A 19,886-nucleotide genomic window follows, 5' to 3' on the forward strand; every position below is an offset into this window, starting at 1 on the left:
GCGGTGCGGTCGGGTCGATGGGGGGAAGCGGTTGGCGAAAAAACTGTTGGCGCTGCTCCTGGTATTCGGCGCGCCGTTGCGCAAGCTCGGCCTGCACCGCCGCGGCCTGCTCGGCACGCGCTGCCGGTTCGCCTGCGGGCAGTGGACCGCGCAATTCATCGATGAGGTCGCGTGTAGTGCCTGCCGGACCGCGGAAGGCAATCGTGGCGGCGGCACGTCCGTGCGCAATATCGCCACGGTACTTGTCGACCATGGGTTCGAATACTTGGCTCAGTTGGCGCGCGGCCGGGTCGGCCAGGAGGGAACGGTCGGGCTTGCCCTCGCCGTCGGTGTTGAGGAAGTGGTGCATGCTGTGGGAGCCGGCAAGCATGCCCGCGGCCACGGCCGGCGCGCGCGGGTCCAGCGGGTTGCGGCCGGCGCGCGCGGGTCCAGCGGGTTGCGGTCGTTGGCGTAGCCGGCGGCATGCAGGGTCGCAATCTCGTCGGCGCTGGCGTACACCCGCACCTGCCCGAAATGCGGACTGGCGGCACTGACGAAATCGCCGGCCTTGACGTGGTTGATGACGTGGTCGCCACCGCTTGGGATGCGGTAGCCCAGGCTGGCGGCACCGTAGGCGTTGAAGGTCTCCCCGCGCAGGCCGAACTGGTGCGCGGTGATTTGTGCATGGGTGCCGCCCAGGGAATGGCCGGTGACGGTGACTTCGGGGACCTGGCCGCCGGGCTTTCTTCCTTGTTGTTCCGCATAGTCGAGTGCCCGCTTGGTCAATGCGATGGCATCCGCTGTCTGCGGATTGAAGCGGGCTGCCACCATGGCGCCATCGGTCAGTGCGCCGTCCCGCAGAATCTGGCCCAGGCCCTGGTCGGGCTCAGTGCCGCGATGGGCGACGATGATTTCGCCGGTATCCACGCGCTGGTATATGGTGCCTTGGTAGCCGTTGAAAGGGTTGCTGGCGTGTTCGAGGACCTTGTAGGTTATTCCCCCGAGAACAACATTCTGCTCTTTACCTTCGGGTTGAGGTCCTGGCGGATAGGGCTTGTACGCGTCATCTGCTAGATAAGCATACTGCTGGCTAGTTAAGCTCATTGGACTACTGCCCTAGAAGAAAAAGTAACAGAAAATACTTCTGCTTCGATCTCTGCGCGAAAAACTTTTGGGCCTTGGGCCTCCAAGATAGCTGGATCAGACGGATCTGGCCTACCAAGCCCATCTTTCCAAAAATAGAAAGTTTTCGCTTGCTCGGAAAGCAGCATTTCTGGCGTGTACCAAAGTGCTAGTGACGGATAAAAATGTTTGGAATTAAATTGCATGTCGGCTGTAACAAAGATGCCAGCAAGTTCCCAACGGCAAATTCCTCGCCCATAAAAATTCTCCTCCAACATTGCGTCTAGGTAGATCGTACCAACGTAGCTGCCATCCGCGACCTTAGTCAAAGGAAATGAGATTGAGGTATGCGTGGGCTCAGTTTGAACGCCAGCAAAATTACGTACTGGGGGTAGGCATTGCTGGTCTGCGATGTTGTATTGCAGGCTGCCCTTAGATATTTCATATGGCCCTGACGCACCGGCTATGGTCATGGTTATGGTGTAGGCTCGTTTCGGATCTGGATTGAGCTTGCGTGAGGGTTTCTCTTCCTGCACCGGCGCGCACGCCGCCAACGCCATGCTGGCCGCAACGGCCATCGATTTGAAATCCATCGTCTCGTTCTCCTGGTGGCCGGCCTTCATTGGCAGCGGCATGGTTGAAGCGGAAGCCGGAAGATTGGGTTTGCGTCGTGGCGCAACCGGCAGGCCGCCGGGCGGCGGTGGCCCCAGTTCGTTCGCAGTCCGTATGTTGATGATGTCCAGCTCACGCCGCAGCTGTAGGTCATGCAGCTTGTCGCCTGCATTGGCCCGCAGCTTCACGCGCGGGTCAATGCCGTCATCGTTTTCGTCATGGCAGTTCATATCAACATCCTTGTCGTTGCATGCGTGAAAGCATCCTGGACTATACGACTGCCCAGACTGGCCGCGCCGTAGGCGTTGAAGGTCTCCCCGCGCAGGCCGAACTGGTGCGCGGTGATTTGTGCATGGGTGCCGCCCAGGGAATGGCCGGTGACGGTGACCTCGGGGGTGATGCCGGTCTCGCGGCCGATGTCCTTGGCTCGGTCGATTGCGCGCTGAGTCAACGCAATGGCGTCAGCTGACTGCGGATTGATGCGGGCCGTTGCCATGGCGCCGTCGGTCAGTGCGCCGTCCCGCAGAATCTGGCCCAGGCCCTGGTCCGGCTCGGTGCCGCGATGGGCGACGATGATCTCGCCGGTGTCCTTGCGCTGGTATATGGTGCCTTGGTAGCCGTTGAAAGGGTTGCTGGCGTGTTCGAGGACTTTGTACTCGATTCCTTCGTATTCGAATGTCGGTTCTTTTCCTGGCGGATACGTGCCCGGCTTGTACTCATTGCTGTAGCCAGCATCTGCCAGTCCGGCATATTGCTGGGAGGTCACGCTCACGGCTGCACCTCCTGGGAGACCAGCGTGATGGTGAACAGATCATTATCCAAAATATGCGGTGCGAATCTGGTTCTGTCCGTGTATCCGAAGGACGGAAAGTCCTCCGTTTGGCTGCGCGGATAGCGTTCTTTCCAGAAGTAGGTTGTGACCGACTTCTGCGCATAGACTTCATCGTCATTCATTCCTGGACGGAACCTTGTGTCACGCTCATCGGCCGTGGCGCGTAGGAACCCATCCGTGCCTATGAATTTCCATCGACACACACCTCTTCCGAAATAATCCTCATCCAGAATCAGGTCGGCGTACACCATGCCTCGGTACTCGTTCTCCGATATCCGAGTCATCTCGAACGTCTCCGAACTGGTCATGCGCGGGAATGTGCCGGCGAATTTCAGGTAGCGGCCACATTCTCGGTTCTCTACTTCGTAGTGCGCCACACCCTCAACTACCGCAAACGGCCCCGGCGCGCCCTCGATCTTCATCGTGATGACATAGGCCCGCTTCGGATTCGGATTGATCTTGCGCAAGGGCTCTTCTTCGGACTGCTCGCCAGAACCGGGGGAATCCTGCACCGGCGCGCACGCCGCCAACGCCATGCTGGCCGCAACGGCCATCGATTTGAAATCCATCGTCTCGTTCTCCTGGTGGCCGGCCGTCATGGGCAGCGGCAAGGTTGAAGCGGAAGCCGGAAGATTGGGCCTGCGTCGTGGCGTAACTGGCAGGCCGCCGGGCGGCAGTGGCCCCAGTTCGCTGGCAGTCCGACCGTTGATGATGTCCAGGTCGCGCCGCAACTGCAGGTCATGCAATTTGTCGCCTGCGTTGGCCCGCAGTCTCCTGCGCGGATCAATGCCGTCATCGTCATCGTCATGTCGGTTCATACCAACATCCTTGTGGTCGCTGGCGTGGGAACATGCTTGGCCATGCGGCTGCCCGGACTGGCCGCATCACAGGCCTTGAAGTACCCATCCAATCCGTACTTCGGTGGTTGTGCCGGCGTGAAGGACGCCATCCGGCTGCGGCCAAGCGCCAACGCAACCAAGGCCCGCGGGATCCAGCTCCATGCTTTCGCGTCGTGCATCGTCGTGCTCCTTGTCGATTCCAATCAACACACAGAACGATGGTGGCGCGGAAGGATGAAGGCGTCAATCGAGGTGCAGCGGGTTATCAGCGTAGCCGTGCTCCGTAGGTAACTTCGGATGCTGGGCCAATGTCTGGCCCAGACCCCGGTCCATCCCTCGGCCTCAGCCGCCGGCCAGCCAATGGGCCGCCGGTTGCGGTTGCGCAAACAGATAGCCTTGGCCGTACTCGCAGCCCATCGCCATCAGGACCTCGCGCTGGTATTCGGTTTCGATGCCCTCGGCCACTATCTCGATAGCGAGCGAACGGCCCAGCGCCAGGATCGCTTCGATCACCGCCGAGCTGCGCGGCGACACTCCGGCGGTGAAGGGGCTGACAAAGCTGCGGTCGATCTTGATCATCTTCAGCGGGAAGCGATGCACATGGCCAAGCGATGAGTAACCGGTGCCGAAGTCGTCGAGCACGGCCTCGATGCTGGCCTCGCGCAGCCGCTGCAGCACTGCCACCATCGCTTCGGGGTCGACCAGCAAGGTGCCTTCGGTGACTTCCAGCCGCAGGTGCGCCGGGTCGAAGCCGCTGTCCGCGGCCAGCTCGAGCAGCCGTCTATCAAAACCTTCCATCTGGAACAGGCGCGGCGAAACATTGAGGGTGACGTACACGTTGTCGCGGATCAGGTCGCGGCTGCATTCCATGGCCAGCCGGAACATGCGCCAGTCGATCGCCTCGATCAATCCGCTCTCCTCGGCCACCTTCAGGAAATCGCCGGGCAACAGCACGCCATGCTGCGGATGATTCCAGCGCAGCAGCGCCTCGTAACCGACGATGGCACCATCGGTCAGCCGCACCAGCGGTTGGAAGTACGGCATGAACTCATCGTTGAGCAGCGCATCGCGCAGCGCCTGTTCCAGGTCCAGCACGCCCATCGCGGTGTGTTGCATGGCATCGTCGAACAGCACAAAACGGTTGCGTCCGGCGGCTTTTGCGCGGTACAGGGCAATGTCGGCGTCGTGCAGGATGTGGTCGGCCGATCGGTAGCTCTGGCCGACGACCGCAATGCCGATGCTGATGGAAGCCCGAAGCTCGCGGTCGCCAATGGCCATCGCCGGCTGCATCGACTGCAGCACGCGTCGCGCGACCTTGGCAGCGGTCTCCGGCAGCTGCGCCTGTTCGATCAGAATGGCGAACTCGTCGCCGGCCAGGCGCGCCGTTACGTCGGGTTCGCGCACGCAGGACTCCAAACGCCGGGCAACTTCCTTGAGCACCTCATCGCCGGCAAGATGGCCAAGGCTGTCGTTGACCACCTTGAAGCGATCCACATCGATGTACAGCAGGCCCAGCCGTTGTTCCGGGTAGCGCTGCAGGCGGGCAATGCCGCGGTCCAGACGGTCGAGCAGATAAATGCGGTTGGGCAGCCCGGTCAGCGCGTCATGCATGATCTGGTGCTGCAACTGCGCATCGATCCGTTCGCGCTCGGCAATCTGCTTGCGCAGCTCGATGGTCCGTTCTTCCACCCGCTGCTCCAGCGAAGCGTTGGCCTGCTTCAGGGCGTCGTCGGCTTTGCGCCGCTGGATGCTGTTGGCCAGCTGGTAGGAAACGAAGGTAAGCAGCTCCGCATCGCGTTCGTCGAAATCGATGCCGGCATCGTAGCTCTGCACCGCCACCACGCCTATCGCACTGTCTGCGCCGAGCAAAGGAACGCCCAACCACATGAGCGTGGGTTTGACCATCATCTCGGATTCGACTTCGCCGGCCTCAATCAGCGCCTGCATGCGGGCGACATCGACCAGCTGCGGCTTGCCGGTGCGCAGCACGTACTCGGTCAGGCCAAGCCGCCCCGTCCGTGGTTTCCAGTCGCGCTCGTGCTGGTCCTGCGCGTAGGGGAACGATACGGTCGAGCCATCCTCGGAAACCAGCGCTATGTAGAAATTCCGCGCGTTGACAAGCTCGCCGACGATGGCGTGTACGTGGTGATAGAAGCGCTCGCCGGCGCCATCGGCGTTGGCGAGCGCGGCGAGCCGGTAGAGCGCGGCCTGCAGCCGTTCGCCCCGCTCGCGTTCCTCTACCTCATGGCGTAGCTGGACGTTGGTTTCGGCCAGTTGCCGGGTGCGCTCCCTGACCCGCTGCTCCAGCACTTCCTGCGAGGCCTTACGTTCCAGCGCGGTGAGGGTATGCTCGGCGACGAAGGCGAGCAGGCTCATTTCGGCGGTGGTGTACCGGCTGCCTGCAAGGTAGCTTTGCACGACCAGCGCCCCGCGGGCGTGGCCATCGCGCAGCATCGGGACACCGAGCCAGTCGCTGCTGTCGGCACCGTGTACGCGCAACGGGCCGGACACCTGCTGCCGCAGTTGCTCGGTCGATCCCATCAATGGCTTGCGGTCGCGGATCAGGTACCAGGTCAGGCCGTGCTCGAACCGCGACAGCGGAATTTCCTCGTCGGGACTGAGCTTCTGGGTGTCGACCACGTCGGCGAAGTACAAAAAGCGCAGGCTGTCGCGATCGCTGTCGTACAGCGCAATGTAAAAGTTCTCCGCGTACATCAGATCCGAAACGATGCGGTGCAGGCCGCGCAACATGTCCGGCATGTCCAGGTCGGAGCCGGCCATGTCGGCTATCGCATACAGCGAGCGCTGCAGCATTTCCGCCTGCTCAAGCCGCGCCACGCTCTCCTGCATGCCCTGTATCGCCAGCACTTCGCCCAGGCGGTGCGTCGCTGCTTCCAGCAGTTCCGGGCAGCCGCTGGCGCAATGGAGCACCGCTGCCGTCTGGTCGCCGTCGTCGTGGAGGACGCGTAGGTTTGCGGGCAGGATGCCGCCCATCCGTGCGACCGAGACCGCATCGACCGCCACCGCCGCCAGGTTGGCGTCATGAGGCGCGGCAGGATGGCAAACGATATTGTGCGGCCAGTGCGTCGACCACAGCACGGTGATGTCCGGCGTGTGGCGGTCGGCCTGCAGCAGCACATCGATGACCTCGGCCGGCGTGGCGGCATGCAGCAGGCGGTTGGCTATGGCTTCGGCCTGCGCCGGGGCGGTGGCATTCGGAACCCCGAGGCGCGAGGTGCTCACCGCGTCCCTGCCAGGCGCCAGCTGGCGCCGCCGTCGATACGGTCACGGGTGAAGGCAGCAGAAAGGGTAATGCTGGCTTTCATGAGGGGCGGCGGGGAGGCATGTCTCCAGAAGCCTACGCGCCGTCTGGGCAACGTACCGTGACCGTATTCGCTCCCTGAAGCCTTTCTGCGGGATGAAGCCGGGGTGAGGGAACCCCCCCAAAAGAACGCCCGGCATCAAGCCGGGCGTTCTGGTGTGCGGCAAACAGCGACGGTTACAGGTGCTTGATGATCTCGTCGGCAAACTCGCTGCACTTCACTTCGGTGGCGCCGCTATGTCCGTTCGATCGCCGTGCATGGCCTTTACCCCACCTCATCACCCGCATCGCGCATCCAGCATGGTGAGCTTGTGAGGATGCGACTGATGGGTAATCAGGTTACGCCATGGTGATGCCGGAACCATACGCTTGGGCTTGCTCACGCTGCTGTTCGCGTTGCCGCTGCTCCAGTGCCAGTTGCTGGTCCACTTGCTGCAGCTGCTGGTAGGTTTCCTCGGCCGGCCGCTGCATTTGCTGCGCGGTCGTTTCGCTGCGCAGCGGCACCGCCGCATTGCCGTCGCCGTACTGCGCCACCAGCGGGCTGTCCGGGCCGAGGGTGCCGCTGGCGCGGTCAGGCAACAGCACAAGCAGGTCGACCTGCGGCAACGCCTTCTGCCGGTTCGACAGCGCCACCGCCGCCGTGGCCCGCTCAAGCTGGTCCTCGCTCAGGGCCATGCCGGCCTTGGCGTAGGTGTCGGCGACCTGACCGCGCAGCTGCTGGTAGCCGCGGTGCCCGGCATGTTCGGGATGGCGCGGGTCGTAGGCCGGCAGTTGTTCGGGCACGGGCCGGGCCGTCTGCGCCTGGGATGCTTCGGCCGGCGCATACAGGTGCGGCATCTTCTGCCGGGCCCAGGCGGCGGCGGTGTGCTCCACCGGGCGCAGGGCCTGGTCGACCGGTACGCCGAGCTGGCGGGCCGGAAGATGGTAGTAGTCGCGCCGCTCCACCACGACCGCCTCGGTCGCCGCGCCCTGGCCGCGCAGCTCGACCGAGCCCACCGGGCCGAAATGCGCGCGGCCGTCTTTCTCCCCCGCCAACGGGGTGGTGTCCAGCTTGGCCAGCAGGGCCGCGGCCAGTTGCTCGCTGTTGCGGCCGTGCGGCATTCCGCGCTGGTCTTCCAGCGCATGCACCGCCGCCAGCGTCTGGGTGTAGCGGTAGTGCAAGGGATGGTCCGAATGGCGGAAGTCGCGCAGGTGCTCGGGCACCGGGGGAGGCGCGGTCTGGGCCTGGGGTTGCGTGGTGGGGATGACGGAAGCCTCGCTGCGGACCGGTTGCGGCGTTGGTGCGGGGGAAGCCGGCATCGGTTGCGCAGCTTCGTGTTCCCGCATCGGAGTCACGCGCACCGTTTCCAGTGTCGGAATGCCCGCGTTCGCCTGCTGTTGCCGGTAGGTGGCCTCCAATTCGGTCTTGAGATTCGCTTGCGCCTGGCTGTCCCACAACAAGCCATCATGCGTCCATTGCCCTTGTGGGTTGCGTTCGTACAGTCTTCCGTCGGAGCCCACAATACGACCCGGGTGCTGCAACGCATCGGCCACCCCTTCGGGCAGGGCGCCGTACCGTGACCAGTCGTTGCGTTCATAGGCGGCTTGGAAGCGGGCCGCCAATGCCACCGGAGTCTGCGCGGCATTCTGCGCGATGAGCGATTGCGATGCGGCTTCCAACTCCGCCGCTCGCTGCGGACTGGCCTCAGCAAGGTGTTTTTCGTAGACCGCACTATTGTGGCGGTAGTCGACGATGAGGCTCACTTCGCGGCTCCATTGCCGCGTGTCCGGGTCGCGTGTCCAGGGCGCTTCGCGCGCACTGCGCGCATCGTGCTCATTGGCCGCAAGCGTGTACGGATCGCGCCCGCGTGGCGGCGAACCCAGCGCCAGTTCGATCGAGGTGCGCGAGGCCTGCCAGGTCAGCCGGTCCGACAGCTCCGCGTCGGCGGCCAGGGTGCGGGTCTTGTAGATAGGCATGTCGACCGTTGTCGCCGACATGGCTTGCACGTCCAGATCGCGTTGCGTGCGGGTCCAGCCCCTTTCCGAATGGTCGGGATCGAAGGTCCAGGTATTGCCCTGCGGGTCCTGCTGGCGGTTGATCTTGCGTTCGTTGATCCAGTCGGACACCTTGTCGCCGGCCACCGCGCCGACGACACCGCCAAGGGCGCCGGTGATCAGCAGGCCGGGACCGGTTTCCACGCCGGCCGCCGCGCCCAGGCCGACGCCAGCCGCCGCACCGCTCCAGCCGGCTGCATTCTGGATGGCAAAACGTTCGATTTGGGCCTGGGCGGCAGTGGCGTTGCCTTGCGCGCGCAGGCGCGACACATCGTGAAGCGTATCGGCCGCATCGTAGGCTGTGACCACCACGCCGGCTGCGCCCAGGCCTTTGGCAACCGTGCCGCCGCGTAGGCCGCGCGCGGCGACAGCTTCGGCGGCGACGATGGGCGCGCCCAATCCCTTGCTGACGACGAGGTCCCGGTGCAAAGTCAGATCGTTACCGATGCTGGTGACGTGGGTGGCTTCGGTGAACAAACCGCGGTTCGGCACCAGGTACTGTTCGGCGCCGCCGGCTTTAGCGACCTGGCCGCCCAACTCGGAAGTGGGCGCAACTCGGCTGACAAAAACCTCCGTGGCGCCTTTCGGGCGGATTTCGTGGACGTCGTAAACGGTTGCTTCGCTCTTTATGGGCAGACCGAAACGCTCGGACAGGTTGTGCCCCTTGGCCAGCGCATCTTCGAATTCGGATCGCCTGGCAAAGAACGGCGAGTACGGCGAGACGCTATCGCCGGCGGGGACAATCTTGACCAATGGTTCGTTGATGACCTCCATGCGCGGGAGGTCGCGACCGGAGGTGATTTGACCGATGGCGCGGTCTACAATTTTATATTCATGATCATTTGGCGCAGCCTCCTTGAGGATCCGCAAAAATCTATTTCCTTCTGGCGTTTCCAAATAGTTGAGTGCCGCTTGTCTACTAACACCATGAGTCTCAAAGGTGTCGATTTTATCAACCGCGGAGGCGTGCCGCACCTTAAGTTCTTCGGGAGTTAGTCCATTCCCGCTCATGGCTCAGTCCTCGGCGTCATGGCTCTAATTCGAGCCATAATCCTTTCTTCCTGCTCACTCCGCCCGCCTCTCATTTCGGCGGCGAACTGGTAATAAGCGCCATCAACATCCGGATCTTTGTAAGAAGTATAGGTTCCGTCCGCAAAGCTGTATGCGAATGGGATACTTTCTACTGGCTCCAATACTCGGCCAGTTTTGGCATCCTCAAGTAGCGGTAACAAGCTGCGTAACAGATCCTGCACGTCCTCGCTATCTAGGTATTGCCTCAGTACCCACTCCAGATGCTCGGCAGCAGCCTTGAGCTTGATGGGATCGATGACTTGGTTCATGGGCATATCTCCTTTGCATCAAATTCAGTAGTTTCGCAGGCGTCGTAGGCGAGAGCACCCTTTAGAACGTATGGGGTGAGCGAGCAGGCAGATAAGGGTATTAACTTCGGTAATTTCAGCGACGTGCTGTTTCTTGAGCTCTTCGGAGGTTAGACCATGCTCACTCATGGCCAGAGCCCTCGGCTATCGCCTTCCGCATTGCCTCCATACGGGCATGCCGTTGTTTGTCCTGCTCGGTTAGGCCACCTCCCATCTCTATTCCGAAAGAAGCATAGGCATCGCCAACATCAGGATTCTTGTAGGCTGCATACAGCCCATCTGAAAAGTTATAGGTGCCAGGAATCTCTGTCCTGCCTATCGGCTCAAGAATCCGGTTTGCCTTCGCGTCCTCAATCAGCGGCAATAGGCTATTCAGTAAGCCTTGTATATCTTCGCTATCCGGATATTGCCTCAGCACACACTCCAGATGCTCGGCGGCAGCCTTGAGCTTAATGGGATCGATGACTTGGTTCATGGGCATATCTCCTTTACATCAAATTCAGCAGTTTCACAGGCGTCGTAGACGATCGCCTCGCTTCTGATGGGCAGACCGAGACGCTCGGACTGGTTGTGCGAGCCGGCAAGCATGCCCGCGGCCACGCCCGGCGCGCGGGTCCAGCGGATTGCGGTCGTTGGCGTAACCGGCGGTATGCAGGGTCGCGATCTCGTCGGCGCTGGCATACATACGCACCTGCCCGAAATGCGGACTGGTGGCACTGACGAAATCGCCGGCCTTGATGTGGTTGATGACATGGTCGCCACCGCTTGGAATGCGGCTGCCCGGACTGGCCGTACCACAGGCGTTGAAGTACCAATCCAATCCGTACTTCGGTTGTTGTGCCGGTGTGAAGGACGCCATCCGGCTACCGCCAAGCGCCAATCCAACCAGGGCCCGCGGGATCCAGCTCTATGCCTTCGCGTCATGCATCGTCGTGCTCCTTGTCGATTCCCATCAACACACAGAACGATGGTGGCGCGTAAGGATGAAGGCGTCAATCGAGGCGTAGCGGGTCATCGATGTAGCCGGCAGTAGCCCCGCAAGCCGCTTGTCCAGGCAACAGGCCCAATCTCAAGCCAAAATTCGGACACCCAAAACAAGAACGCCCGGCATCAAGCCGGGCGTTCTGGTCTACAGCAAACAGCGACGGTTACAGGTGCTTGATGATCTCGTCGGCAAACTCGCTGCACTTCACTTCGGTGGCGCCGTCCATCAGGCGGGCGAAGTCGTAGGTGACGCGCTTGCTGGCGATGGCCTTGTTGACGCCGTCGATGATCGCGTCGGCCGCTTCGGTCCAGCCCATATAGCGCAGCATCATTTCGCCGGACAGGATCACCGAACCCGGGTTGACCTTGTCCAGGTCGGCGTACTTGGGCGCGGTGCCGTGGGTGGCCTCGAACACCGCATGGCCGGTGACGTAGTTGATGTTGGCGCCCGGCGCAATGCCGATACCGCCAACCTGCGCAGCCAATGCATCGCTCAGGTAGTCGCCGTTGAGGTTCAACGTGGCCGAGACGTCGTATTCCTTCGGGCGCAGCAGGATCTGCTGCAGGAAGGCGTCGGCAATGGCGTCCTTGATGATCAGGCCCGCACCCGGCTTGCCTTCCGGAATCACGTGCCACGGGCCGCCGTCCAGTTCCACCGCGCCAAAGAAATCGCGCGCCACCTGGTAGCCCCAGTCACGGAAGCCACCTTCGGTGAACTTCATGATGTTGCCCTTGTGCACCAGGGTCACCGACTTGCGCTTGTTCTCGATGGCGTAGCTGATCGCGCTATGGACCAGGCGCTCGGTGCCCAGGCGGCTGACCGGCTTGATGCCGATGCCCACTTCCACGCCCAGCTCGCGCTTGGGCGCGCCGATGCCTGCCAGCGCCTGCTGCCATTCGTCGACCTTTTCCTGGGTGCCAAAGCGGATCTTGCCAAACGGCTGCGGGAATTCTTTGGCAATGAAGTCCAGCACCTTCTGCGACTCGGCGCTGCCGCCGGCCCATTCAATGCCGGCGTAGATGTCCTCGGTGTTCTCGCGGAAGATCACCATGTCCACATCGCCCGGCTTCTTCACCGGCGAAGGCACGCCTTCAAACCAGCGCACCGGGCGCAGGCACACGTACAGGTCCAGCATCTGCCGCAGCGCCACGTTGAGCGAGCGGATGCCGCCGCCCACCGGCGTGGTCAGCGGGCCCTTGATGCTGACCAGGTAGTCGCGGCAGGCCTGCACGGTGGAGTCCGGCAGCCAGGTGCCGAACTGGTTGTTGGACTTCTCGCCGGCAAACACTTCCAGCCAGTGGATCTTCTTCGCCCCGCCGTAGGCCTTCTCGACCGCCGCATCCAGCACGCGCACGCTGGCGCGCCAGATGTCCGGGCCGGTGCCATCGCCTTCAATGAAGGGAATGATCGGGTGGTTGGGCACATTGAGCTTGCCGCCCGAAATGGTGATCTTCTCACCGCCGGCTGGCGGAGTGAGGACAGGTTCTGCCATGGAACTGCTCCCGGTAAAGGACGCGCAACGTGAGGGCTGACGCGAGTGGATTGAACGTGGACCCCCATTGTCGCGGTTTATGCCGGTTGGGGCAAAACCCGGTGGCAGAACGCTGCATGGCACTTGGTGTGCCGCCCGGCCGGGTTTAGCCTGCCAGCAATCCCCACCGGAGAAGGCGATGAAACGGCTATCCATCCTCTCCGGCCTGGCCATGGCGGCATGCGCAAGCGCCGCAAGCGCGCAGGCCCCCGCCGTCACGCCGGCATCCGCCTGCGGCTCCGAACCGCACCGGCAATTCGATTTCTGGCTGGGCGAATGGTCGGTCCATGGCGGGCCTTCCGGCGACCAGTTGCAGGGATACAACACCATCGAACGCAGCGCCAACGGCTGCTGGCTGACCGAACACTGGCGCAGCGCCAAGGGCAGCGATGGCGTCAGCTTGAACGCCTGGGACGCGCAGCACGGGGTCTGGCGGCAATTCTGGGTCGGCGCCGATGGCGTGGTGTTGCGGCTGGAGGGCGGCTTGCAGGACGGCGCGATGGTCATGGCCGGTGAATTGCCGGGCACCGGCGGCACCATCCAAAAACAGAAGATCAGCTGGACTCCCCATACCGACGGCCGCGTGAAGCAGCACTGGCAGATTTCCGACGACGGAGGCGAGACATGGCAGACCAGCTTCCTGGGGGTCTATCGGCGTGAGCCGGTCACGGGCGAATAGTCGCCGTAGATAGAGGTAGGAGCGAGGTAGAGGTAGGAGCGCCGTCCCCGGCGCGAGCGTTTGCTTTTCCCAGGCCAACCGGGAAAGCACCCGCACCGAGGACGGCGCCCCTACAGCGGCCGTGGGCTGCTCCTACCGGGGATTCGATTACCCGGTACGCTTCGATCCAGCCGACCTCGTAGCCGGGGCAAGCTCAGCTACCAAGAACCGTAGGCTGGGTTGGCTTCACCAACCCAGCGCCGTTGAACTGAGAGCACGCAATGCTGACCGGAGGTCACGCGATGCTGGGTTGATGAAACTCTACTCTGACCCCTGTTTTGCACTGACCCCTGTTTTGCACGCCCAACTGCTCGGGCAACTGGTTTGCGATTTGTTCCGGACTCCACTGCTGCTGGGCCAACAGTGACTCCACGTGTGCGTACACGCCCGGGGCGTGCTGCCTGACGCGGCGGCTGCGCCGGCGCCGCCCATTGGCCTGCTCTTGGGCTTTGCTCGGCACATACAGCGGCCGCGGCTTGCATTGAACCATCGTAGCGTTGCGCCGGAGCTCGCGACTGATGGTACTGGGGCTGCGGTCCAACGCAGCAGCAATACTTCGCAGCGAGCGCCCCTCCCGCTTGAGCAGGGACAGGGTGTATCGTTCACCTTCGGTGAGCTGGTGGTACATGCGGGATCTTCTCTTGCCGGAGGGATCCCCTACAGTCTGCCAGCTCACCCCTTCTTCGGGCGCCGCGGGTGTTGCACTTACTTTGTTAACCTGCGAGGCCTAACAATTCAATCAAGCCGAACCCGCTTCGCGGGTGGCTTAATTCAGGCGTTAGGCGCCAGGCAAACATGATCGATACTGCAACAAAAATCTTGAGTACTTTGAGCAAACGCGGTGAGATGACGCTAGAGGATCTTGCAAAGTCATTGCCACGCAAGTTCAACGACCACCGCGATTTCTATCCACTTGCTTCGCTTCTATCTCAAGGTTACATCGAAGATTCGCATGCATTATTGTCTGACAGCTCAAGTGCAGTGCGGACTCTCGCATCAAAGAATCAAATGATCTCTTGGAGACTTTACGCAATGAGCTCTGCTGAGCAATCGGCTAGCTACAAGGGCCATACTTGGTCAGTCCACGGCGGTAGCGAGACCCTTAAAGGTCAAATGCTTGCTCTGACAGGTTCCGGCTATCTGCGACTGGAGGAGTCTAGAGTCAGACGCAACGATAGACTGTTTGCCATTCTTCTTGCCGTGGCGTCTGCTGCAATAGCGGCTTATTTCACGGTTCTCTTCGGTTCTAATGCAGCTGGCGCCTAACAATTCCGTTCAATCCGAAGCCGCTTAGCGGCTCGGTTGAACTCAGGCGATAGAGGAGCGCTGAACGTGGATTACGGACACCTGCCGCAAGAGCTCCACTTCAGCCACAACTTCTGTTTCTTTCTACATGATCAGCTAGTCGCTGCGCTCCAGTTAGGCGAAGAGGCCAAGATATTTGACGTTGAACTGATCAGCGATCAGAAAATCTCAGAGGGCCTTACAGGCGAATCGTTGTTTGAGTGGCTCGATGATAACGGCCATCAATCAGTGATCCTGGATATGTACTATCGGCAGATTACTGCAGCGCTTCTCGCAGACATGCTTCACTTTCTGTATGAGGCATTGCGCTGCTCAGAGAAAGGAAAGATTACTGTTTCATTCGCACTTCTACGCAAACCACTGAAGGAGAACCTGTTCTACCTCGAATGGCTACTTGCAGATCCAAGCGACATGCTTGCCGCGTTCAAAGACGACAGGCCATCCGCAAAGTCTGTGAGGCTGCTCACCGACGTTCGAAAGAAGGAGATCATTCGGCTGGCTGTTGAGAAGACATCAATGGGTCATTGGCTGGACTCAGAACTGATCTATGACCTACGTTACAACAAGAGATTTTCTTCGGGGTTTGAGGACTTGTTCCAAAAGGCCAACCATCTTGTCACCAGCTTCAAGGCCTTGGAGACGGAGCCTGCAAACTTCAATTTCGTGTTCTCCGATGACCATGCTCGTCAATCACAATGGAATGGACTCTATTCTTATCTTCCGCCTCTTCTGCTACATGCAGTTGAGGTGGTTGAGGCACTACTGGCGACGTTTTCAAAGCGGCAAGAAGGTATCGATCTAACCCAGATCCGGAGCGCCATCGGGTTTGCCTACTGGATCGATTCCGGTCCCCACAAGCACCTCGGCGCTGATGCACTCAGGAACATGAAGTCTGCCTTGCTCAGCGACGAGTTGCCTTGTCCCTCCTGCAATGCACAGGTTTTCAGCTCAGATGAATCGCTAATCACACTCTACAATGAGAACACCGTCTCATGTTCTTCGTGCGGTTGGAGCTTTGACCTCAATGCGCGCTCCCTCTAACAGCTCATTCAAGCCGCCGTCGTTCAGCGGCGCGGATTAACTCAAGTGCTAGAACCCGCGATAGATCATTTCGGCACGTTGAAAGAAAGCAAGTTCGTTCAACTTGTTTTCGAAGATGCGCGGGCTTCAATGAATGAAGACCCAGGGGTGCTGGCACCATCCGACGCGGCGATTGATGAGTATCAGTTCTATCGTCAAGGGGTCGGCTTTCATCTGGCACACGCGTTGACATGGCTTGATCAGCTGAGTTTTGCCGTTGAGCTTCTCACCAACTATGACTACTCAAAGAAGATATCGGCCTCTCGCGCAGATCATCTGATCTACAACATTGAGAACTACCTGGTTCGCGTCAATGCTGCGTACGACAGAGCCCTGCAGCTAGTGAACTCAGTATTTCACCTCTGCGTTCATGAGGAGCACGTAACGCATGGTGTAATCGTCACAAATACAAAGGTTCAGCATCGCCCTACTGTCGTCGCAAAGCTGAAGGCCCTACGGAAAATCCTGGATGCATACTCCCAAGACCGGCACACAATCATTCACAAGCATTCGCTTCTTGACGCGAAGATGCGCCGCATTGAACTCTTCTACCAAGATGCAATTCTTGACGCAATGCCCGCGGAGAAAAGAGCGAATCTCAAGGCCTTTCGTGCAACCTATCTGCGAGAATTCGTAGTTGCAAAAAAGCAAGAGTTCAGCAATTTTAACGCCAAGCTGGCTTTAGCCGTTCAGGACCTTTTTGATGTACTTGCGGTGGAGTACACGTTCCAGAAAGCCCAGTTCAAGGCTCGCGGCTTCTAACAATCCATTCAAGCCGACGCCGCTTCGCGGCGCGGCTTAATTCAGGCGTTGATATGCTACGCAAATTCTTCCGCGACTCACAGTGAAGACAATGAAAGATCAAGAAGAGAAGCGTGCGCGGCTGCAAAAGATTCTTGAGGAGGGCATGTTTGACGTCGAGCATGCGCTGGGTATGTACGCTCTGGGGTACTGCACTCTTCTTGCTGAGAGCATATACGACAAGAGTGCGCTAGCTCCTCTTATGCCTGTCATTGAGTCCTGTCACATTTATCTCATTGGATACGTGCCCAGAATAACCCTCGAAATCGCACGACAGGATGGAGATGGAATTCATTTGACTTATTCGGTTCTTGGAAACGAGCACACACTGGCCTACCCTGTTCCAGAAGGATATGTGCTGAAGGAAGAGGAAGATCGTTACTGCCTGGAAGACTCAGCTGGTGAGGCATACTGGCTGAATCCAGATGAGGTACAGCAGCGTCTGAGCAGAGAAACGGGTGGCATTGACTTCAACGTCAAGTACATCGGACAAGCCTACGGGCATGACGGCTCACGTAATGCGCTAGACCGTCTTCTAAAGCACGAAACTCTCCAGCGTATATCACTACTAGGCATCCCGGACGGATATCGCCTGGCCGTCCTGCTTCTTTCAATCCAACCTAGCAATCAGTTGTATACCGTCTTCAATCCTTTCGCAAAGAACAAAGATGAGGACGGAGAGAGGGTGAAGTCAGGTCTGGACAAGTTGTACAACACAAGCGAAGCGGAGCGCACAACACTCTATGAGGCTTCACTAATTAGGTACTTCTATCCTGAGTACAACAAAGAGTTCAAGGACAGCTTTCCCTCGACGAACCTGAAAGTTCTAAAGGATTGCTACAGCAAGGACTTTAGCGCTCTTGTTGCAGAGATCTGTATCGATGAACTTCCCTTCAGGCTCAGATCTGAAACAGTTGAGCCGCGGAACTACCACATCATTCGGCACGACTTACATGAGACTGCGGACAGAAGAATGTTCTTTGGGCTATGACATCCGTGCCTAGTCTCCCGTACGCATGCCTACTCATTCAAGCCGAAGCCGCTTAGCGGGGCGACTTATCCTTACGCAGCCCTTCGAAAACAGGGGTCAGAGTCTGAGGTTTCCCCTTGAAAAACGGGGTCAGAGTACGATTTCTAAGTAGAAAAGGTACTCTGACCCGGTTCTTCCCTGACCCGGTTCTTCCTAATGCTGATCGGAGGTCAGGCAATGCTGGGTTGATGAAACTCTACTCTGACCCCTGTTCTCGAATGAGGACCAAGGAGATCAATAGTTCTGAGCGGGAGACGTCGCTTGTTCTAAGGAAGGTTTTTGATGCATTGAACGGTCAAGGGCAAGGATTGCGCGTTATAGCTGATGATTTGTCGGTACCCGTTGAGGAGCTTCATAGCTTTGTTTTTTGCCTTACGTCGGTATCTCTTGGCGTAAGCAATCCGGCGCCTGCGAAAACTGCCCCGCGTAGGGGGCACCTTCGTGTCGTTCAAGGTTGATCGATGTTCATGACACTGTAGTTCTGGAGGATGCCGTGCTCGCGAATCCTGTCGATCCAACGCCGGACTTTTGAACCGAAAAGGGACGGAGGGGAACTACTCCGCGTTGCTCCGGAAGGGACTCGCCTTATGCGATTCCGCTCCACGAGATCTCCAGAAATCTGATCTGCCCTCTGTTTTGCACCAGCGTACCTCCCTAGTTATCACCAACCCGTGCGTTGGGCCTGATAAATAGCCAGTGCTGCGGCAATCAGTTGAGGAGAGTTCGTCTCTCGCCAAACCGTTTCGGCGGTGGCGCCAGGTTTGCAAGTCTTCTGAGTACCACAGAGATGCATTGTAATGACTTCATTTGCGCCACAGCCGCCGTAACGTTTGCAACTATGCATCTGCGCTGCTATCAACTGGGCCTCCGCCAACTCGGCGTCGCTCAAACTCCACGAGTGCGATTGCGCTAACTTCGCCACTCTCGGAGCTACGTATGCGACCTGCTGCAGGGCTTCGGCCGCTACGACGCCTTCGCTGCCGGCGTGGTCGGATAGCATGACTTTCTCCAGATGCTGAGCCGCAGTCATTGCCTCGCGCCGGCCATCTGCAGTCCCCGAACCAGCGCCTTCGTACAGAGCAGTGACAAACGAGTACGCGTCGAGGACTCGATCATTCCCCGGCAGTTTTAGCAGCTTCTCCTGCTGGGCAGCCAATCCTCCCTCCGTATAGTCCTTACAAAACCTATCGCCAAAACTCTCTGCGACCATCTGAGAGGACGCATTTTCTCTCTCAGCAGCAAGCTGTCCCCGGGGCTTGTAGCTCTCGCAGAACAAAGCTACCTGCGACGTCAGAAAAACTCGTTCGCCTTCCGGAATGGCCTCACGACTCAATCGAGTCTCGAACTCACTGAAGGTTTGAGCAGACATTGCTTTGCCGGACACTTCTGCAGGGAGTCGGGCTTGCGAACCGTCTGCGCTAGCCGCGGCTGTTGTGGCATCGAATGACCTTGCTGCCACAACAGACTGGGATTGAACAGGCTCGGCATTCTTACTCCAATAAAGAATGCCCGCTAACAACACTGCGGCAGCCGCCACTAACAACACGGCTTTCCCTCCCAGTCCCATCTTCTCTGAAAGTTCGTTCTTAGTCATTATCTAAATTGGCCTCTAATCCCTGCCAGCGCTACTTCGAGCAAGCTGGCAATTGAGTAATTCTATAGAAACTGGCGGAATGTCCGTGGCTCTTAACCACAACCACTTACGGATACAAACTGCAGAGATCCCGACATGTTGGAGCGCACGAACCGTTCAATCTGTTGGGTGCTCATGTACTGTACTGCCACGACGGTGCCGGCGCGCATCAGAGGCGATCGTCCCCAGGCCACTATCGCCTTGCTACAGAATTCCTTTGCTGTTGTCTGTGCGGATCAACTTCGGCAGGCCGCGACCCAGCGCCGACCGTTCCAATACGCGGACCACACCGTGCCCGAAGAGCGTACCTCGGCGCCACGGCTTCATGCGTGGCGTCGTCCGCGATCATCAAGCACTTGAGCACTCGCCCCTCCGCCGAGCGGTCCTACCTAAAGACAACCCAAAGGAGGCGAGAGCTAATGAAATTCTGGGTCAAAGCACACTTTAAAAATTTACCCCGAAGACGGTTGACAACCGCCATTCTGCAGGTGCAATCTTTGGGCTAAGGAGCGTAGAAACTCCTCTAGTAGCGGTACCCACCTCCGTTAAACCGGTGGGTTTTTTGTGTCCAGTTCTCGGGCACAACCGACGCGATGCCTGCGTCGGGAGGGCGGCTAATACAACACCCGCAAGGGGAATACGCCCGCCGACTACTAGCGGTTTCTAACCTCCCGACTTCCCGTC

At 59.6% G+C, this 19,886-nt stretch carries 16 protein-coding genes and 3 pseudogenes; 5 read left to right on the forward strand and 14 right to left on the reverse strand.

Features of this window, described 5'->3' with window-relative positions; genetic code table 11:
• The 11 genes and pseudogenes from CRO39_RS14065 to icd all read right to left on the reverse strand — a co-directional run.
• Window positions 1–253: pseudogene (locus tag CRO39_RS14065) on the reverse strand (hypothetical protein); the annotation flags it as partial.
• A gap of 17 nt (window positions 254–270) precedes the next feature.
• Window positions 271–1,083 carry a Tle-like phospholipase domain-containing protein gene (locus CRO39_RS14070; protein WP_484564824.1) on the reverse strand — a complete coding sequence of 271 codons (813 nt, stop codon included), beginning with the start codon at window positions 1,081–1,083 and terminating at the stop codon, window positions 271–273.
• Window positions 1,080–1,943 carry a hypothetical protein gene (locus CRO39_RS20570; protein WP_141400807.1) on the reverse strand — a complete coding sequence of 288 codons (864 nt, stop codon included), beginning with the start codon at window positions 1,941–1,943 and terminating at the stop codon, window positions 1,080–1,082. The genes CRO39_RS14070 and CRO39_RS20570 overlap by 4 nt, the downstream gene beginning before the upstream one ends.
• Window positions 1,940–2,485 carry a Tle-like phospholipase domain-containing protein gene (locus tag CRO39_RS14075; protein WP_097122597.1) on the reverse strand — a complete coding sequence of 182 codons (546 nt, stop codon included), beginning with the start codon at window positions 2,483–2,485 and terminating at the stop codon, window positions 1,940–1,942. The genes CRO39_RS20570 and CRO39_RS14075 overlap by 4 nt, the downstream gene beginning before the upstream one ends.
• Complete coding sequence (locus CRO39_RS14080; protein WP_141400808.1) at window positions 2,482–3,363, reverse strand: hypothetical protein; 882 nt, start codon at window positions 3,361–3,363, stop codon at window positions 2,482–2,484. Before CRO39_RS14080 ends, CRO39_RS14075 begins: the two co-directional genes overlap by 4 nt.
• 363 nt (window positions 3,364–3,726) lie before the next feature.
• Entirely contained in the window at window positions 3,727–6,627 is a 2,901-nt protein-coding gene (locus CRO39_RS14090) for a bifunctional diguanylate cyclase/phosphodiesterase (protein ID WP_097122600.1), read from the reverse strand.
• A 418-nt stretch (window positions 6,628–7,045) separates the two neighbouring features.
• Window positions 7,046–9,514, reverse strand: coding sequence for an XVIPCD domain-containing protein (locus tag CRO39_RS14095; protein WP_097122601.1), 2,469 nt, complete (start codon window positions 9,512–9,514; stop codon window positions 7,046–7,048).
• A gap of 233 nt (window positions 9,515–9,747) precedes the next feature.
• Entirely contained in the window at window positions 9,748–10,080 is a 333-nt protein-coding gene (locus CRO39_RS14105; protein ID WP_141400810.1) for a hypothetical protein, read from the reverse strand.
• A 160-nt stretch (window positions 10,081–10,240) separates the two neighbouring features.
• Window positions 10,241–10,594 carry a hypothetical protein gene (locus CRO39_RS14110; protein ID WP_141400811.1) on the reverse strand — a complete coding sequence of 118 codons (354 nt, stop codon included), beginning with the start codon at window positions 10,592–10,594 and terminating at the stop codon, window positions 10,241–10,243.
• A 33-nt stretch (window positions 10,595–10,627) separates the two neighbouring features.
• Complete coding sequence (locus CRO39_RS14115) at window positions 10,628–10,978, reverse strand: hypothetical protein (protein ID WP_141400812.1); 351 nt, start codon at window positions 10,976–10,978, stop codon at window positions 10,628–10,630.
• A 289-nt stretch (window positions 10,979–11,267) separates the two neighbouring features.
• A complete protein-coding gene (gene icd, locus CRO39_RS14120) occupies window positions 11,268–12,596 on the reverse strand; it encodes an isocitrate dehydrogenase (NADP(+)) (protein WP_097122606.1) in 1,329 nt (442 codons plus the stop codon).
• A 178-nt stretch (window positions 12,597–12,774) separates the two neighbouring features.
• Between icd and CRO39_RS14125 the strand changes: the two genes are divergently transcribed.
• Window positions 12,775–13,314, forward strand: a complete 540-nt coding sequence (locus CRO39_RS14125; protein ID WP_202926349.1) for a hypothetical protein — start codon at window positions 12,775–12,777, stop codon at window positions 13,312–13,314.
• A 340-nt stretch (window positions 13,315–13,654) separates the two neighbouring features.
• Here the strand turns inward: CRO39_RS14125 and CRO39_RS21405 are convergent.
• Window positions 13,655–13,981 (reverse strand): annotated as a pseudogene (locus CRO39_RS21405) (helix-turn-helix domain-containing protein); the annotation flags it as partial.
• 167 nt (window positions 13,982–14,148) lie between these two features.
• Between CRO39_RS21405 and CRO39_RS20580 the strand changes: the two are divergent.
• The 4 genes from CRO39_RS20580 to CRO39_RS14145 all read left to right on the forward strand — a co-directional run bounded on the left by CRO39_RS20580 (window position 14,149) and on the right by CRO39_RS14145 (window position 17,530).
• A complete protein-coding gene (locus CRO39_RS20580; RefSeq protein ID WP_141400813.1) occupies window positions 14,149–14,619 on the forward strand; it encodes a hypothetical protein in 471 nt (156 codons plus the stop codon).
• A gap of 66 nt (window positions 14,620–14,685) precedes the next feature.
• Window positions 14,686–15,699 (forward strand): hypothetical protein, encoded by a 1,014-nt coding sequence (locus CRO39_RS14135; protein ID WP_141400814.1) that lies wholly within the window; start codon window positions 14,686–14,688, stop codon window positions 15,697–15,699.
• Window positions 15,700–15,777: 78 nt separating this feature from the next.
• A complete protein-coding gene (locus tag CRO39_RS14140; protein ID WP_141400815.1) occupies window positions 15,778–16,500 on the forward strand; it encodes a Cthe_2314 family HEPN domain-containing protein in 723 nt (240 codons plus the stop codon).
• Window positions 16,501–16,591: 91 nt separating this feature from the next.
• The gene (locus tag CRO39_RS14145) at window positions 16,592–17,530 is read left to right on the forward strand and encodes a hypothetical protein (RefSeq protein ID WP_097122610.1); all 939 of its coding nucleotides are present in this window, start codon (window positions 16,592–16,594) and stop codon (window positions 17,528–17,530) included.
• A 700-nt stretch (window positions 17,531–18,230) separates the two neighbouring features.
• Here CRO39_RS14145 and CRO39_RS14150 read toward each other — a convergent pair.
• A complete protein-coding gene (locus CRO39_RS14150) occupies window positions 18,231–19,163 on the reverse strand; it encodes a hypothetical protein (protein WP_141400816.1) in 933 nt (310 codons plus the stop codon).
• Window positions 19,164–19,378: 215 nt separating this feature from the next.
• Window positions 19,379–19,587, reverse strand: a pseudogene (locus CRO39_RS14155) (IS3 family transposase); the annotation flags it as partial.
• Window positions 19,588–19,886: the final 299 nt, after the last annotated feature.

This window comes from Pseudoxanthomonas wuyuanensis, assembly GCF_900215535.1.
In the GTDB taxonomy this organism is placed as follows: Bacteria; Pseudomonadota; Gammaproteobacteria; order Xanthomonadales; family Xanthomonadaceae; genus Pseudoxanthomonas_A; species Pseudoxanthomonas_A wuyuanensis.